Origin of the sequence: Serinicoccus chungangensis, from assembly GCF_006337125.1 — a bacterium.
Lineage (GTDB): Bacteria > Actinomycetota > Actinomycetes > Actinomycetales > Dermatophilaceae > Ornithinicoccus > Ornithinicoccus chungangensis.
Map to the genome: position 1 here is coordinate 1741872 of NZ_CP040887.1, position 15826 is coordinate 1757697.

The following is a 15826-nucleotide window of genomic DNA, read 5'->3' on the forward strand; positions in this document are numbered from 1 at the left end:
CTCAGAAGCCGGTGGCGTGGAAGCCGCCGTCCACGTGCACGATCTCGCCGGTCGTCGCCGGGAACCAGTCGGACAGCAGCGCCACGCACGCCTGGGCCGCCGGGACCGGGTCCTTGACGTCCCAGCCCAGGGGCGAGTGCTCGCTCCACCGGGCGAACTGGTCGAACTCCGGGATCGACTTGGCCGCCGTGGTCGAGATCGGCCCGGCGGAGACGAGGTTGGAGCGGATGCCCTTCGGCCCCAGGTCCCGGGCGAGGTAGCGGCTGGTCGCCTCGAAGGCCGCCTTGGAGACACCCATCCAGTCGTAGACCGGCCAGGCGTACTGCGCGTCGAAGGTGAGCCCGACGACCGCGCCTCCCTCGCGCATACGCGGCAGGGCGGCCACCGCCAGCGACTTCAGGGAGTAGGCGCTGACCTGCATCGCCGTCGCGACGTCCTCCCACGACGCCCCGAGGAAGTCGAAGGCCCCCCGCGGGGCGAAGCCGATGGAGTGCAGCACCCCGTCGAGGTGGTCGGTGTGCTCACCGACGCGGTCCGCCAGGGTGTCGAGGTGCTCGTCGTTCTGCACGTCCAGCTCGATGACCGGCGCGGCCCGCGGCAGCCGGCGGCTGATGGCCTGGGTGATCTTCAACGTCCGGCCGAACGAGGTGAGCACCACCTCGGCTCCCTGCTCCTGGGCGAGCCGGGCCACGTGGAAGGCGATGGAGGAGTCCATGAGGACACCGGTGATCAGGAGCTTCTTTCCCTCGAGGAGCATGGGGGAACTCTAGTGCGTCCCCCGGCGTGATCCGCCGCCTCCCGGCCCGTGTCGCCGGTCTGGTTCAGTGGCCCATCCCGAGCCCGCCGTCGACGGGGATCACCGCGCCGCTGATGTAGGCCGCGTCGGGGCCGGCGAGGAAGCGCACGACCCCGGCCACCTCCTCGGGCCGGGCGAACCTCCCGGCGGGGATGCCGGACAGGTAGGTCGCGCGCCGGTCCTCGGACAGCTGCTCGGTCATCTCCGTCTCGATGAACCCGGGGGCGACGACGTTGGCGGTGATGCCGCGTCCCCCCAGCTCACGGGTAATCGAGCGGGCGAGGCCGACGAGCCCGGCCTTGGACGCGGCGTAGTTGGTCTGCCCCGGCGAGCCGTAGAGCCCCACCACGGAGGAGATGAGGATGATCCGTCCCGCGCGGGCCCGGATCATGCCCTTGGACGCGCGGCGCGCGCACCGGAAGGCACCGGCGAGGTTGGTGTCCAGGACCGACTCGAACTCCTCGTCGCTCATCCGCATGAGCAGGGTGTCCTTGGTGATGCCGGCGTTGGCGACGAGCACGTCCACCGGGCGTCCGAGCAGCTGCTCGGCCTCGGTGAAGGCGGCGTCCACGCTGGCTGCGTCGGTCACGTCGCAGCGCACACCGCGCAGGCCCTCGGGGGGCTCGCCGCTGCGGTGGGTGATGACGACGTCGTCGCCGGCCTCGGCGAACGCGCGGGCGATGGCCAGACCGATACCGCGGTTGCCACCGGTCACGAGCACGGCGGCCGGGGGGACGGAGGGGTCGCTGGGATTCGTCACGGGGCCACCGTAGTCGTATCGTGGAGATGTGCCCACCTCCTCCGCCCCGCGCGCCGGAGCACGACGCCCGGCGCAGGGGGTGACGAGCGCCCGACGCTCCGTCGAGGACGACCGGAAGCGTCGGATGTGGCAGTACCTCACGGCCATGGGCATCCGGACGGTCTCCTTCCCCGTCGCGGTGTGGGCGTTCACGACCCAGCGGTACGCCCTCGCCTGGGTGGCCGTCTTCCTCGCCGTGGTCATCCCCGCGTTCGCGGTCATGGTCGCCAACGCGGTCGACCAGAGGCGCGGCCCGGCGTCCGCGCCCCAGGCGCCGACCCGCGGCCTGGGCACCGGCCCCGTGCCCGACCCGGCCGCCGCCGACGGTGCCCGCAGCGCGACGGTCATCAGCGGCACGGTCGTGGGCGACCGGCACACCCCACGCGGCCCCGACGCGTCGTGACGCCGGCCGGACCCGGTCTCGTCTGCAGCGCCAAGGCGTGCCGTCGGCAGGCCGGACGCGCCGTCGTGTGGCGCAACCCGAGGCTGCACACCCCCGACCGCCGCAAGGTGTGGCTGGCCTGCCCCGCGCACGAGGAGCACCTGCGCGACTTCCTGCAGCTGCGCGGCTTCCTCCTCGAGGTCGTCGGGGTGGACGAGCTGACCGAGGCGGACGGCTGAGGTGTGGCAGGTCCTGCGCCGACCCCGCTGGCTCGGCTACCTCGCGCTCGCCGTGCTGTTCGCGGTCATCACCGCGGGCCTGGGCTCCTGGCAGTGGCACCGGCACCAGGGCAGGGTCGAGGACCGCGCCGTGGTCGAGGCGAACTACGGGCAGGCTCCGGTGCCCCTGGACGAGGCCCTGGGCCGCGAGGGCGAGCTCGCGGACCCGCAGCGGTGGACGCGGGTCGAGGCGACCGGTCGCTACCTCGCCGACGAGCAGCACCTCGTCCGCAACCGTCCCTACGAGGGCGTCTTCGGCTACGAGGTGCTGGTGCCCCTGGCCCTGCCGGACGGGTCGGCGCTCGCGGTGGACCGCGGCTGGGTCCGGAACGCCCCCACGGCCCAGCAGCTGCCGGACGTGCCGGACGCCCCCACCGGCGAGGTGACGGTCACCGGGTGGTTGCTGCCCCCCGAGCGTGACCTCGGCCGTGCGCCGGTCCAGGGGCAGCTCGCCTCGATCAGCGTGGACGGGCTCGCCGCGGCGACCGGCCTGGACCTGCGCCCGGCCTACCTCGTGCTGGAGGGCGAGCAGCCGGCGCCGGCGTCCCGCCCCGAGCCGCTCCCGGCGCCCGACACCGGCCTCGGCTCGCACCTCGCCTACGCGCTCCAGTGGTGGCTCACCGTGCCGGTCGGTGTCGTGCTCGTGCTCGTCATGGCTCGTCGCGAGGCGCAGGACGAGGCCCTGGCCGGGTCCGGACGTGGTCGCGACACCGCCGACGTCGACGGCGGGGACCGATCGCTGGTGGGGGCCTCCTCCGGCGCCTCGGCCACGCCGCCGGGCCGCCGCCGCCCCCCGCGCAGCCGCAAGGTCCGCATCTGGGACGAGGAGGACGTCTGACCCGCCCTCCGGTGCGGGGTCAGTCGCGGAACTGGGTGCGGTAGAGCGCGGCGTAGAGACCGCCCTCGGCGAGCAGCTGCTCGTGGGTGCCGCGCTGGACGACCCGCCCGTGCTCCAGCACGAGGATCTCGTCGGCGTCGCGCACCGTCGAGAGGCGGTGGGCGATGACGAGCGAGGTGCGCCCCTGCAGCGCCTCGTCCAGCGCGCGCTGGACCGCCGCCTCGGACTCGCTGTCCAGGTGGGCGGTCGCCTCGTCGAGCACCACCACGGCCGGTGACTTGAGCAGCAGACGGGCGATGGCCAGCCGCTGCTTCTCCCCGCCGGAGAGCCGGTGGCCGCGGTCCCCGACCACGGTGTCCAGGCCGTCCGGCAGACGCCGGACGAGGTCGGCGATCCGGGCGCCCTCGAGGGCGTGCCAGATCTGGGTCTCGCTGGCCTCGGGCCGGGCGTAGAGCAGGTTGGCGCGCACGGTGTCGTTGAACATGTGCGCCTCCTGCGTCACCACCCCCACCGTCTCGCGCAGCGCGTCGAAGGACACGTCCCGCAGGTCCACCCCGCCGATCCGCACCCGCCCCGCCGAGGGGTCGTAGAGCCGCGCCACCAGGGTGGTGAGGGTGGTCTTGCCGGCGCCCGAGGGTCCGACGAGCGCCACCATGGACCCGGCCGGCACGGTCGCGGTGACGTCCTGCAGCACCTGGTGACCGTCCTGGGTCTCGGCCCCCGGGCGCTGCTCGAGCGAGGCGATGGACACCTCGTCGGCGGAGGGGTAGGCGAAGCTGACGCCCTCGAGCTCCACCGACACCGGCCCGGAGGGGATGGCGCGGGGCCGGTCCGCCTCACCCACCAGCGGGCGAAGGTCGAGCACCTCGAAGATCCGCTCGAAGCTCACCAGGGCGGTCATGATGTCCACCCGCACGTTGGACAGCGAGGTGAGCGGGCCGTACATCCGGGTGAGCAGCGTGGACATGGCGACCAGGGTGCCGGTCGTGAGCGACCCCGAGACGACCATGAGTCCGCCCATGCCGTAGACCAGCGCGGTGGCCAGCGCCGCGACCAGACCCAGCGCCGCCATGAAGAACACCCGGTTGACCGCGATGGCGATCCCGGAGTCGCGCACCCCGGCGGCACGCTCGGCATACTCCTCGTCCTCGGTCGCCGGCCGCCCGAAGAGCCGCACGAGCAGGGCGCCACCGACGTTGAAGCGCTCGGTCATCCGCGCCTGCATGTCGGCGTTGAGCCCCATCTGGCGCCGGGTCAGCGCGGAGAGCCGGGCCCCCATGAAGCGCGCCGGGACGATGAACAGCGGCACGAGGGCCAGGGCCAGCAGGGTGATCTGCCAGCTCATGGAGAACAGCGCCACGAGGATGAGCACCAGCTGCACCAGGCTGCTGACGAAGCCGGACAGGATGGAGGTGAACGCGGTCTGGGCGCCGATGACGTCGGTGTTGAGCCGCGAGACGAGGGCGCCGGTCTGGGCGCGGGTGAAGAAGGCGATCGGCTGGCGCAGGACGTGCGCGAAGACCTGGCGCCGCAGGTGGTAGATGAGACCCTCGCCGATCCGGGAGCCGAACCAGCGCGTGACGATGGTCACCACCGCCTCGAGCACCGCGAGACCCGCGACCAGGAGGGAGAGCCGGACGACGACGTCGCGGTCCCCCACCTCGACGCCGTCGTCGATGATGCGGCCCAGCAGCAGCGGCACCGCGGTGACGATGGCCCCGGCCACGATGGTCAGTGCGAGGTAGGCGGCGATCCGGCCGAGGAAGGGGCGACCGTAGGACGCGACCCGGCGCGCGGTGTCCCTCCCGATCCGCCGGTCCTGGACGCTGCGGTCCTGGGCGAAGCTGCGGAACGAGCCGCCGCGCATACCGACCGTCACTGGGCCACCTTCCTGACGCCCTCAGGCCAGGGCGATGAGATCTTCGTAGTCACGTCCCCACAGGTCCTCGACCCCGTCGGGGAGCAGGAGCACCCGCTCGGGCTCCAGGGCCCGGACGGCGCCCTCGTCGTGGCTGACCAGGACGACGGCCCCCTCGTAGGAACGCAGCGCGGACAGCACCTCTTCCCGGGAGGCCGGGTCGAGGTTGTTGGTCGGCTCGTCCAGGAGCAGCACGTTGGCGGCGGACACGACGAGGGTGGCCAGGGCCAGCCGCGTCTTCTCCCCACCGGACAGCACGCCCGCGGGCTTGTCGACGTCGTCGCCGGAGAAGAGGAAGGAGCCCAGGACCTTGCGGGTCTCGGTCTCGTCCAGGTCGGGCGCGGCCGACTTCATGTTGTCCAGCACGCTGCGCCGCACGTCGAGGGTCTCGTGCTCCTGGGCGTAGTAGCCGAGCTTGAGCCCGTGGCCGGGCTGGACCTCGCCCGTGTCCGGGTCGTCGATGCCCGCGAGCAGGCGCAGCAGGGTGGTCTTGCCGGCACCGTTGAGCCCGAGCACCACGACCTTCGAGCCGCGGTCGATCGCCAGGTCGACGTCGGTGAAGATCTCCAGGCTGCCGTAGGACCGGGACAGGCCCTCCGCGGTGAGCGGGGTCCGGCCGCAGGAGGCCGGGGTCGGGAAGCGCAGCTTGGCCACCTTGTCGCTCTGCCGCTCGCCCTCCAGCCCGGCCATCATGCGCTCGGCCCGGCGGGCCATGTTCTGGGCGGCCACCGCCTTGGTCGCCTTCGCGCGCATCTTGTCGGCCTGCGCCAGCAGCGCGGTGGCCTTCTTCTCGGTGTTGGCGCGCTCCCGGTGGCGCCGCCGCTCGTCGGCCTCGCGCTGGGCGAGGTAGGACTTCCACCCCATGTTGTAGACGTCCAGGACCTGCCGGTTCGCGTCGAGGTAGAAGACCTTCGTCACGACGGTCTCGATGAGGTCGACGTCGTGCGAGATCACCATGAGGCCGCCGGTGTGGGACTTGAGGTGCTCGCGCAGCCAGGCGACCGAGTCGGCGTCCAGGTGGTTGGTCGGCTCGTCGAGCAGGAGCGTGTCGGCGCCGGAGAAGAGGATGCGCGCCAGCTCGATGCGGCGGCGCTGCCCGCCGGAGAGGGTGCGCAGGGGCTGCTCGAGGACCCGGTCCGGCAGGCCCAGGCTGCTGGCGATCGAGGCGGCCTCGGACTCGGCGGCATACCCTCCGCGGCTGCTGAACTCCGCGTCCAGCCGCGTGTAGCGCGCCATCGCCCGGTCGCGCTCCTCGCCGTCGGCGGCGGCCATGGTCTCCTCCGCCCGGCGCAGCCCGCGGATGATCTCGTCGAGCCCGCGCGCGGAGAGGATGCGGTCCCGCCCGAGCACCTCCAGGTCCCCGGTGCGGGGGTCCTGCGGGAGGTAGCCGATCTGCCCCGTGCGGGTGATGGTGCCGCCGGCCGGCTGCCCCTCGCCGGAGAGCAGCCGGGTGAGGGTCGTCTTGCCGGCGCCGTTGCGCCCGACCAGACCGACGCGGTCCCCGGGACCGACGCGGAAGGTGACGTCCTCCATGAGCAGGCGGGAGCCCACCCGGATCTCGACACCGGCTGCGCTGATCACGGGCGGGCTCCTTCTCGGGCGGCGGGCAGCACGGGGGGACGGCGCTGCGGGAGGGGTGTGGTGCCTCCCGGACGGCCTCGGGTGCGTCCCAGGGGGCAGGTGACTAGTCTACGCGCTGTGGCTCCGGTCCTCCGACCGGCGCGGACGCACCGGGACGGAGCATCGATGACCTTCAGGGAGAACGCCAACATCGGCGGCGGGCGGGCCCGTCGTGCCGGGGGCGGCGGCAAGGTGGCGGTCGGCGGCGGCCTCGGTGCCCTGGTGCTGGCGCTGGTGGTCATGCTGCTCGGCGGTGACCCGGGGCAGGTCCTCGGCTCCGCGCAGGAGGAGTCGCCGCAGGCGGAGAATGTCGACCTGGCCGAGTGCCAGACGGGCGCCGACGCCAACGCCGACGTCGACTGTCGGATGAAGGCCACCATGGTCTCGCTGGAGGACTACTGGACGGCCGTGCTGCCCGACGCCGAGCCGACCACGGCTATCCTCTTCTCCGGGTCGGTGCAGACCCAGTGCGGGTCCGCCTCCAGCGCCGTCGGGCCCTTCTACTGCCCGCTGGACCGGCGCATCTACCTCGACACCGGGTTCTTCGACCAGCTCGAGGGCCAGCTGGGCGCGGACGGGGGCAGCTTCAGCCAGATGTACGTCCTCGCCCACGAGTACGGCCACCACGTCCAGAACTGGACCGGTGCCCTGCAGTACTCCCAGCAGGACCCCCGGGGGCCGGAGTCCGGCGCGGTCCGCGTCGAGCTGCAGGCGGACTGCTTCGCCGGCGCCTGGGCGGGCAACGCGACCCGCACCGAGGACGACGCGGGCAACGCCCTGCTCGAGGAGCTGACCCGCGAGGACGTCGAGTCCGCGCTGTCGGCCGCCTCGGCCGTCGGCGACGACTCCATCCAGGAGCGGGTGCAGGGACAGGTCACCCCGCACACCTGGAGCCACGGCAGCTCCGAGCAGCGGATGGGGTGGTTCATGCGCGGCTACGAGTCCGGCGACGCCAACCGCTGCGACACCCTCAACGCGAGCAGCGTCGACGACTACGAGGGGTGAGCGAGGTCACACCTCGGACGACGGAATAGCGGGGCCATAACGCCCTGTTGGGACGAGGGTTGCATCACCTCATCCCCCACCGGAAGGTTCCGCCGTGCTGTCCCGTCTTCGTCGGGTGTCCTTCGGCACCCAGGTGCTCATCGGTCTCGTGCTCGGTGTCGTCCTGGGTCTCGTGGCCCGGTCCACCGGCGCCAGCGCCGACAACCCCACCTGGTTGTCCGAGACGTTGTCCATCATCGGCTCCTCGTTCGTCACCCTGCTGCGCACCATCGTGCCGCCGCTGGTCTTCCTCGCGATCGTGTCCTCGATCGCCAACCTGCGCCAGGTGACCAACGCGGCCCGCCTGGCCTGGCAGACGCTGCTGTGGTTCGCGATCACCGCCCTGATCTCGGTCTCCATCGGTATGGTCGTCGGCTGGGTCGTCGACCCCGCCCGCGGCGCTGGGGTCACCGAGGCCGACGCCGCCGCACCCTCGAGCACCGGCGGCTGGCTGGACTTCCTCACCGGCCTCATCCCGGCCAACAGCCTCGGGATCTACGCCCGGGAGGGCGACGACGGCGTCAGCCTGTCCTTCAACGTCCTGCAGATCCTCATCCTGGCCATCGCGGTCGGGGTCGCGGTCGTCAAGGTCGGCAAGGACGCGGACCCCTTCCTCGCCTTCACCCGCTCCGCGCTCACCGTGGTCCAGAAGGTCCTGTGGTGGGTCATCCTGCTGGCCCCGCTCGCGACCGTCGGCCTGCTGGGCAACGCCATCGTGTCCTACGGCTGGGAGACCATCGGGTCCCTCGGCCGGTTCACCCTCGCGATCTACGCGGGCCTGCTGCTCGTCGTGGGCGTCCTCTACCCCGTCCTGCTCCGCCTGCACGGCCTGTCGATCAAGCAGTTCTTCACCGGTGTGTGGCCGGCCATGCAGCTGGGCTTCGTGTCCCGCTCCTCGATCGGCACCCTGCCGGTCACCCAGTCCGTCACCGAGCACAACCTCGGCGTGCCCCGCGCCTACGCGGCCTTCGCCGTGCCGCTGGGTGCCACGACCAAGATGGACGGCTGCGCCGCGGTCTACCCGGCCGTCGCCGCGATCTTCGTCGCCCAGTTCTTCGGCGTCGACCTCGGCGTGACCGAGTACCTCCTCATCGCGTTCGTCTCGGTGCTCGGCTCCGCCGCCACGGCGGGCGTCACCGGTGCGACCGTCATGCTCACGCTGACGCTGTCCACGCTGGGGCTGCCGCTGGAGGGCGTGGGCCTGCTCCTCGCGGTCGACCCGATCCTCGACATGGGGCGCACCGCCACCAACGTCACCGGCCAGGCGCTCGTCCCCACCATCGTGGCCAAGCGCGAGGGCATCCTCGACCAGGAGGTCTACGACGGCGACCGTCGCGGCCTGCCCTGGGCCCAGGAGCAGCCGGAGGAGCCGGCGCCGAGCACGGCCGCGGCCGCCTCCTGAGCCCCCGGCCGGTCCTCCGGCCACGAGCCCGACCCTCGACCCCGTCCCCCCGGCACCACCGGGGTGGCGGGGTCAGGCGTTGTGCACCTCGACGCGCACCGCACGGCCGCGGCGGACGGCGTCGTCCAGGACGCGCCGGCGCGGGTCCGGCAGGTCCCACAGCACGCGACGCGGCAGCCCGCGCACGGACGCCGTGGCCGCCGGCAGCTCCTCGAGGACCGCGTCGGCCAGGCTCCGGTCCCCGCCCAGGACCAACCCCTCGGGCGCGGCCCCCGCGCGGCCGACGCCTCCTCCAGGAGGCGCGAGGTGTGTCCCGCCACCGCCTCGACGAGCGCGTCCGCCTGGTTCCCCCGGCGGCGGGCGAAGCGCTGCTGGCTCCACCCCCCGGCCGCCGTGCGCGACTGCACGTGGCGGGTGCCGACCTTGTGCCGCTCCAGCGCGCCGTCCGGACCGACGAGGGCGACGGCATACCCGCCCCGGCGCGCGAGGACGACGAGCAGCGCGGGCGGCGCCTCCCACCCGGGCTCCGGCCCGGCGGAGCCTCCCCGCGGCACCGGCCGCCAGGACCTCAGCGCCGCCCACGAGCCGTCCTGGGCCCGGGCCTCCCAGGCCCCGGCCGGGTCGTCGGTCAGGACCGACCAGGACAGCGGCCCGTGGGAGGCCGTGAACCGCTCGACCCACCCCGCGAGCCGCTCGGGAGCGACGTCGACGAGGTGGGTCGAGGTCATCGGCGAGGCTCGCGCCTCAGACGTTGAAGCCGAGCGCGCGCAGCTGCTCGCGCCCGTCCTCGGTGATCTTGTCCGGGCCCCACGGCGGCATCCAGACCCAGTTGATGCGGTGGCTGGTCACCAGGCCCTCCAGGCTCTGCGCGACCTGGTCCTCGATGACGTCGGTCAACGGGCAGGCGGCCGAGGTGAGGGTCATGTCGATGACGGCGTGGCTGGCCGCGTCCACGGTGACGCCGTAGACGAGGCCGAGGTCGACGACGTTGATCCCGAGCTCGGGGTCCACGACGTCGCGCAGGGCCTCCTCGACGTCGGCGACGTTGGGCGGGGTGGTGGTGGTCATGCGTTCCTCCAGAGGTGGGCGTCGGGTCAGGTGGTCGGTCAGGCGCCCTCGGGTCGCTCGCTGGTGGCGGAGATGTCCGCACCGGCGCGCGCGAGGGCGTCGAGGTAGGCGGTCCAGGGCAGCAGGGCGCACTTGACGCGGGCGGGGTACTTCGCGACTCCCGCGAAGGCCACCGCGTCGCCGATCTGCTCGGCGTCGCCGGGGTCCTCCCCGCGGCTGGTCAGCATGGCGTGCAGGTGCCGGTAGGTCACCAGGGTGTCGGCGACCGGTCGGCCGAGGCACTCCTCGGCGAGCACCGAGGCGGAGGCCACGGAGATCGAGCAGCCGAGCGCGTCGTAGGACACGTCGCGCAGCACGGCCGCACCGTCCTGCGCGCCACCGGTCACGGTCTCGAGGTGCACCCGCAGGCTGATCTCGTCGCCGCAGGTGGGGTTGACGTGGTTGACCTCGACGTCGAAGGGGCTCGCGCAGACCGGCGTGCTGCGGCCGCTTCGCGTGGTCGAGGATGAGCTCGCCGTACAGGTCCATCAGCGTCGCGCTCCTCTCATCCCACCAGTCCGAAGATGGGCGGGCACCCGGTCGAGCGCCTCGGCGAGGGCGTCGACCTCCTCCAGGCTGGTGTAGATCCCGAAGCTCGCGCGGGTCGAGGCGGGGACCCGCAGCCGGCGGTGCAGCGGCCACGCGCAGTGGTGGCCCGTGCGGACGGCGACCCCCGAGTCGTCGAGCACCTGGCCCACGTCGTGCGGGTGCACCCCGTCCGCGACGAAGGCGACCGCCCCGACCCGGCGGGCCGGGTCCTGCGGCCCGAGGACGCGCAGCCAGGGCCGCTCGGCCAGCAGGTCGAGGGTATGCCGCATGAGCTGCTGGTCGTGCGCGTGCACGCGGTCCAGCCCCACCTCGGTGAGGTAGTCGAGCCCGGCGGCGAGGCCGACGGCCTGCGCGGCCATGGGCACCCCCGCCTCGAACTTCGCCGGCGGCGGGGCCCATGAGGACCCCTCCATGCGGACGACCTCGATCATCGAGCCGCCGGTGAGGAAGGGCGGCATGGCCTCCAGCAGGCCCCGTCGCGCCCAGAGCACGCCGACGCCGCTGGGGCCCAGGGTCTTGTGTCCCGTGAACACCAGGGCGTCCACCCCGGAGTCGTCCGCGGCGAGGGCACGGATGTCGAGGTGCGGGGCGGACTGGCAGGCGTCCACGACGACCAGCGCGCCGACCGCGCGGGCCGCCGCGACGACCGGTGACCCGGGGCCGAGGTCGTTGACGGTGCCGAGCACGTTGGAGACGTGGGTCAGCGCGACCACCCTGGTCCGCTCCCCCACGACCTCGCCGACCCGGGAGACGTCCAGCTCGCCGTCGTCCTCCACCCCGAGCCAGCGCAGGGTGGCCCCGGTGCGCCGGCACAGCTCCTGCCACGGCACGAGGTTGGCGTGGTGCTCCATCTCGGTCACCACGACCTCGTCACCGGGGCCGAGCCGCAGCCGCCGCGCCCAGGCCTCGTCCGCACCGTCCAGGGCACCTGGCGCCCCCGCGTTGGAGAAGGCGTAGGCCAGCAGGTTGAGGCCCTCGGTGCCGTTCTTGGTGAAGACGACCTCGCCGGGGTCCGCCCCGAGGAAGCGCGCGACGGTCTCCCGCGCGCCCTCGAAGGCGTCGGTGGCCTCCTCGGCCAGCTGGTGGGCGCCCCGGTGGACGGCGGCGTTGTGCCGCTCGTAGAACTCCCGCTCGGCGTCGAGCACGACCCGGGGCTTCTGCGAGGTGGCGCCGCTGTCGAGGTAGACGAGGGGACGCCCGCCGCGCACGGTGCGGCTGAGCAGGGGGAAGTCCGCCCGGATCCGGGCGATCTCCACCTCGCTCAGCGGCTGCGCCGCCAGCTGTCCCGTCGTCATACCCCGGTCTCCTGCCGCGCTCAGACGCCGGCGGGGAGGAAGCGGTCGTAGCCCTCCTCCTCGAGCCGGTCGGCCAGGTCGCGGCCGCCGGACTCGGCCACCCGGCCGTTGATGAAGACGTGCACGTAGTCGGGCTGGATGTAGCGCAGGATGCGGGTGTAGTGGGTGATGAGCATGACGCCCAGCCCGGTCTTGTCCTTGATCCGGTTCACGCCCTCGGAGACCACCTTGAGCGCGTCCACGTCGAGCCCGGAGTCGGTCTCGTCGAGGATGGCGATCTTGGGCTCGATGAGCTCCATCTGCAGGATCTCGTGGCGCTTCTTCTCACCACCGGAGAAGCCCTCGTTGACGTTGCGCTCGGCGAACGCCGGGTCCATGCGCAGCGACTCCATGGCGACCTTGACGTCCTTGACCCAGTGGCGCAGCTTGGGGGCCTCGCCGTCGATCGAGGTCTTGGCCGTCCGCAGGAAGTTGGACACGGTGACGCCGGGCACCTCGACGGGGTACTGCATCGCGAGGAAGAGCCCCGCCTGCGCCCGCTCGTCGACGCCCATGGCCAGGACGTCCTCGCCGTCCAGCAGGACCTCGCCGCCGGTCACGGTGTACTTCGGGTGGCCGGCGATCGCGTAGGCCAGGGTCGACTTGCCCGAGCCGTTGGGGCCCATGATGGCGTGCGTCTCGCCGGAGTTGATGGTGAGGTCGACACCCTTGAGGATCTCCTTGGCGGAGTCCTCGGTCTCGACGCTGACCTGCAGGTTCTTGATCTCCAGGGTGGTCATGCTTCTCCTTGGTGCAACAGGTGGGTAGGTCGTGGTCGCAGGCCGGTCTCAGACACCGGCCGCGGTGGTGCTGAGGGTGACGAGGACGTTGCCGTCCTCGTCCACCGTCAGCTCGTGCACGGCGATCGGGATGGTGGCGGGCAGCTGCTCGGGGGCCCCGGTGGTCATGTTGAACTGGGAGCCGTGCAGCCAGCACTCGATGTGCCGGCCCTCGATCTCGCCCTCGGCCAGGCTGACGTTGGCGTGGCTGCAGGTGTCGTCGAAGGCGTGCAGCTGGCCCTCGGAGTCGCGGGCGATCGCCACGCGTCGACCCTCGATCTCGGCGACGACCGCCCCCACCTGGGAGGGCAGCTCGTCGACGGAGCAGACACGGACGGGCGCGCTCATGCGGCGGGGGTCCTCCCCATGGTGAGCGACAGCTCCTCGTCGATCGCGGTCATGAGCGTCTCCACGACCTCGGGGACCCCGATCTTGGCGATGATGTCGGCGAAGAAGCCGCGCACGACCAGTCGACGCGCCTCGTCCTCGGTGATCCCGCGGGACATGAGGTAGAAGAGCTGCTCGTCGTCGAACCGGCCGGTCGAGCTCGCGTGGCCGGCGCCGGCGATGTCACCGGTCTCGATCTCCAGGTTGGGGACCGAGTCGGCGCGGGCGCCGTCGGTGAGCACGAGGTTGCGGTTGAGCTCGTAGGTGTCGATGCCCTCGGCCTCGGCGCGGATGAGCACGTCGCCCACCCAGACGGTCCGGGCCGTGTCGCCCTGCAGCGCGCCCTTGTAGGTCACCAGCGAGGTGCACCGCGGGGCGTTGTGGTCGACGAAGGAGCGGTGCTCCAGGTGCTGGCCGGCGTCGGCGAAGTAGACGCCGAGCAGGGTCGCGTCGCCGCCGGGGCCGGCATACCGGACGTTGGAGTTCATCCGCACGATGCCGCCGCCGATGGAGACCGCGATGTGCTTGTAGGTCGCGTCCCGGCCCACCAGCGCCTCGTGCTGGGCGAGGTGCAGCGCCTCGTCGTCCCAGCGCTGCAAGGACACGACGGTGACGTCCGCGCCGTCCCCGACGAGCACCTCGAGGTTGCCGGTGTGGTCCGCGGCCCCGGTGTGGTCGAGGATGACGAGCGCCTTGCTGTGCGCACCCGCCTCCAGGACCACGTGGGCGTTGGAACGACGCCCCGCGCCACGGCCCGCCACGTCGACCCGCACGGGCTGCGCGAGCTCGGCGTCGGCGGCGATCGCCAGGTGCAGCGCCTCCTGCGTGTTGGCCGAGGCGACGGCCGCGCCACGGTCCTCGGGCACCAGCACGGTGCCGCGGGGCGCCTGGCCCGGGGCCAGCGTGGAGACGGTCACCTCCTCCGACGCGCGGACGGTGTGCTCCGCGGCGGCGTCGCCGTCACGGTCGTCGCTCGCGGTGTCGGAGAAGAGGCCGGCCAGGCGGTCGACCGGGGTGAACCGCCACTCCTCCTCGCGGCCGGTGGGCACCCCGAAGGTGTCCACCTCGAAGGACCGGGCGCGGGCCGCGCGGGACTGGTCGGGGATGCGGTGGTCCCCGCCGATCTGGGCCTGGGGGTCCTGATGAGTCCTGTCGTCGACAAGCAGAGACATCAGCCGACGGCTCCTTCCATCTGCAGCTCGATGAGGCGGTTGAGCTCGAGGGCGTACTCCATGGGCAGCTCGCGGGCGATCGGCTCCACGAAGCCGCGCACGATCATGGCCATGGCCTCGGTCTCGGACATGCCTCGGGACATGAGGTAGAACATCTGGTCCTCGGACACCTTGGACACGGTGGCCTCGTGGCCCATCTGCACGTCGTCCTCGCGGACGTCGACGTAGGGGTAGGTGTCGGACCGGGAGATCTGGTCGACCAGCAGCGCGTCGCAGACGACCGAGGAGCGGCTGTGGTGCGCGCCCTCGTTGATCTGCACCAGGCCGCGGTAGGACGACCGGCCGCCACCACGGGCCACCGACTTCGACACGATGGTCGAGGAGGTGTGCGGGGCGGCGTGCACCATCTTGGAACCGGCGTCCTGGTGCTGGCCCTCGCCCGCGAAGGCGACGGACAGGGTCTCGCCCTTGGAGTGCTCGCCGAGGAGGAAGACGGCCGGGTACTTCATCGTGACCTTGGACCCGATGTTGCCGTCGATCCACTCCATGGTCGCGCCCTCGTCGCAGGTAGCCCGCTTGGTGACGAGGTTGTAGACGTTGTTCGACCAGTTCTGGATGGTGGTGTAGCGCACCTTGGCGTTCTTCTTCACCACGATCTCGACGACCGCGCTGTGCAGGCTGTCGGTCTTGTAGATCGGGGCGGTGCAGCCCTCGACGTAGTGCACCGACGAGCCCTCGTCGGCGATGATGAGGGTGCGCTCGAACTGGCCCATGTTCTCGGTGTTGATCCGGAAGTAGGCCTGCAGCGGGATGTCGACGTGGACGCCCTTGGGCACGTAGATGAACGAGCCACCGGACCAGACGGCGGTGTTGAGGGCGGAGAACTTGTTGTCGCCCGAGGGGATGACCGACCCGAAGTACTCACGGAACAGGTCGCCGTGCTCGCGCAGGGCGGTGTCGGTGTCCAGGAACAGGACGCCCTTCTCCTCCAGGTCCTCGCGGATCTGGTGGTAGACGACCTCGGACTCGTACTGCGCGGCGACGCCGGCGACGAGCCGCTGCTTCTCGGCCTCCGGGATGCCGAGACGGTCGTAGGTGTTGCGGATGTCCTCCGGCAGGTCCTCCCAGCTGGTGGCCTGCTTCTCCGTCGACTTCACGAAGTACTTGATGTTGTCGAAGTCGATGTCCGACAGGTCCGCGCCCCAGTGGGGCATCGGCTTCTTGCCGAAGAGACGCAGCGCCTTCAGGCGCTGGTCCAGCATCCACTCGGGCTCGTTCTTCCTCTCCGAGATGTCGCGCACGACGGCCTCGGAGAGCCCGCGCCGCGCCGAGGCTCCGGCCTCGTCCCGGTCGGCCCAGCCGTACTCGTACTTGCCCAGGTCCTTCAGGCCCGGGTTGAGCTCCTCGATGTTGGTGCTCAT

Annotated in this window: 16 protein-coding genes and 2 pseudogenes; 5 read left to right on the forward strand and 13 right to left on the reverse strand. The window is 72.3% G+C overall.

The features are described 5' to 3' along the window. Position 1: 1 nt before the first annotated feature. The gene (fabI, locus tag FHD63_RS07875; protein WP_139721529.1) at positions 2-757 is read right to left on the reverse strand and encodes an enoyl-ACP reductase FabI; all 756 of its coding nucleotides are present in this window, start codon (positions 755-757) and stop codon (positions 2-4) included. A 64-nt stretch (positions 758-821) separates the two neighbouring features. Further along, the gene (gene fabG / locus FHD63_RS07880) at positions 822-1556 is read right to left on the reverse strand and encodes a beta-ketoacyl-ACP reductase (RefSeq protein WP_139721531.1); all 735 of its coding nucleotides are present in this window, start codon (positions 1554-1556) and stop codon (positions 822-824) included. A gap of 28 nt (positions 1557-1584) precedes the next feature. On the opposite strand from fabG, the gene FHD63_RS07885 reads away from it, so the two are divergent. Genes FHD63_RS07885 through FHD63_RS07895 form a run of 3 tightly spaced genes read left to right on the forward strand, consistent with a single transcriptional unit; the run spans position 1585 to position 3093 of the window. Further along, positions 1585-1998: a DUF3099 domain-containing protein gene (locus FHD63_RS07885; RefSeq protein ID WP_139721533.1), complete on the forward strand. Its 414-nt coding sequence runs from the start codon at positions 1585-1587 to the stop codon at positions 1996-1998. After that, positions 1995-2216, forward strand: coding sequence for a hypothetical protein (locus FHD63_RS07890; RefSeq protein WP_139721535.1), 222 nt, complete (start codon positions 1995-1997; stop codon positions 2214-2216). Before FHD63_RS07885 ends, FHD63_RS07890 begins: the two co-directional genes overlap by 4 nt. 1 nt (position 2217) lies before the next feature. After that, positions 2218-3093 (forward strand): SURF1 family cytochrome oxidase biogenesis protein, encoded by an 876-nt coding sequence (locus tag FHD63_RS07895; RefSeq protein WP_139721537.1) that lies wholly within the window; start codon positions 2218-2220, stop codon positions 3091-3093. A 19-nt stretch (positions 3094-3112) separates the two neighbouring features. On the opposite strand, the gene FHD63_RS07900 is transcribed toward FHD63_RS07895, so the two are convergent. Both FHD63_RS07900 and abc-f read right to left on the reverse strand, forming a co-directional pair. Continuing rightward, complete coding sequence (locus FHD63_RS07900) at positions 3113-4960, reverse strand: ABC transporter ATP-binding protein (RefSeq protein ID WP_170215595.1); 1848 nt, start codon at positions 4958-4960, stop codon at positions 3113-3115. A gap of 33 nt (positions 4961-4993) precedes the next feature. After that, positions 4994-6592, reverse strand: coding sequence for a ribosomal protection-like ABC-F family protein (gene abc-f / locus FHD63_RS07905; protein WP_139721541.1), 1599 nt, complete (start codon positions 6590-6592; stop codon positions 4994-4996). Positions 6593-6757: 165 nt separating this feature from the next. On the opposite strand from abc-f, the gene ypfJ reads away from it, so the two are divergent. Then, positions 6758-7636: a KPN_02809 family neutral zinc metallopeptidase gene (gene ypfJ, locus FHD63_RS07910; RefSeq protein WP_139721544.1), complete on the forward strand. Its 879-nt coding sequence runs from the start codon at positions 6758-6760 to the stop codon at positions 7634-7636. A gap of 94 nt (positions 7637-7730) precedes the next feature. Continuing rightward, positions 7731-9077, forward strand: coding sequence for a dicarboxylate/amino acid:cation symporter (locus tag FHD63_RS07915; protein WP_139721545.1), 1347 nt, complete (start codon positions 7731-7733; stop codon positions 9075-9077). A gap of 72 nt (positions 9078-9149) precedes the next feature. Here FHD63_RS07915 and FHD63_RS16565 read toward each other — a convergent pair whose 3' ends face one another. The 9 genes and pseudogenes from FHD63_RS16565 to sufB form a co-directional block, all read right to left on the reverse strand. Continuing rightward, positions 9150-9332 carry a Vms1/Ankzf1 family peptidyl-tRNA hydrolase gene (locus FHD63_RS16565; protein WP_238705843.1) on the reverse strand — a complete coding sequence of 61 codons (183 nt, stop codon included), beginning with the start codon at positions 9330-9332 and terminating at the stop codon, positions 9150-9152. A gap of 80 nt (positions 9333-9412) precedes the next feature. Next, a pseudogene (locus FHD63_RS16570) lies at positions 9413-9805 on the reverse strand (Vms1/Ankzf1 family peptidyl-tRNA hydrolase); the annotation flags it as partial. 16 nt (positions 9806-9821) lie between these two features. After that, positions 9822-10145, reverse strand: coding sequence for a metal-sulfur cluster assembly factor (locus tag FHD63_RS07925; protein ID WP_010148516.1), 324 nt, complete (start codon positions 10143-10145; stop codon positions 9822-9824). Between the two features lie 38 nt (positions 10146-10183). Then, positions 10184-10673: pseudogene (gene sufU, locus FHD63_RS07930) on the reverse strand (Fe-S cluster assembly sulfur transfer protein SufU). Next, complete coding sequence (locus tag FHD63_RS07935) at positions 10673-12028, reverse strand: SufS family cysteine desulfurase (RefSeq protein ID WP_139721547.1); 1356 nt, start codon at positions 12026-12028, stop codon at positions 10673-10675. Before FHD63_RS07935 ends, sufU begins: the two are co-directional and overlap by 1 nt. A gap of 20 nt (positions 12029-12048) precedes the next feature. Then, complete coding sequence (gene sufC, locus FHD63_RS07940) at positions 12049-12807, reverse strand: Fe-S cluster assembly ATPase SufC (protein ID WP_139721549.1); 759 nt, start codon at positions 12805-12807, stop codon at positions 12049-12051. A 48-nt stretch (positions 12808-12855) separates the two neighbouring features. Further along, positions 12856-13194, reverse strand: a complete 339-nt coding sequence (locus FHD63_RS07945) for a non-heme iron oxygenase ferredoxin subunit (protein WP_139721551.1) — start codon at positions 13192-13194, stop codon at positions 12856-12858. Then, entirely contained in the window at positions 13191-14405 is a 1215-nt protein-coding gene (gene sufD, locus FHD63_RS07950) for a Fe-S cluster assembly protein SufD (RefSeq protein WP_139721552.1), read from the reverse strand. The genes FHD63_RS07945 and sufD overlap by 4 nt, the downstream gene beginning before the upstream one ends. Further along, positions 14405-15826 carry a Fe-S cluster assembly protein SufB gene (sufB, locus tag FHD63_RS07955; RefSeq protein ID WP_139721554.1) on the reverse strand — a complete coding sequence of 474 codons (1422 nt, stop codon included), beginning with the start codon at positions 15824-15826 and terminating at the stop codon, positions 14405-14407. Before sufB ends, sufD begins: the two co-directional genes overlap by 1 nt.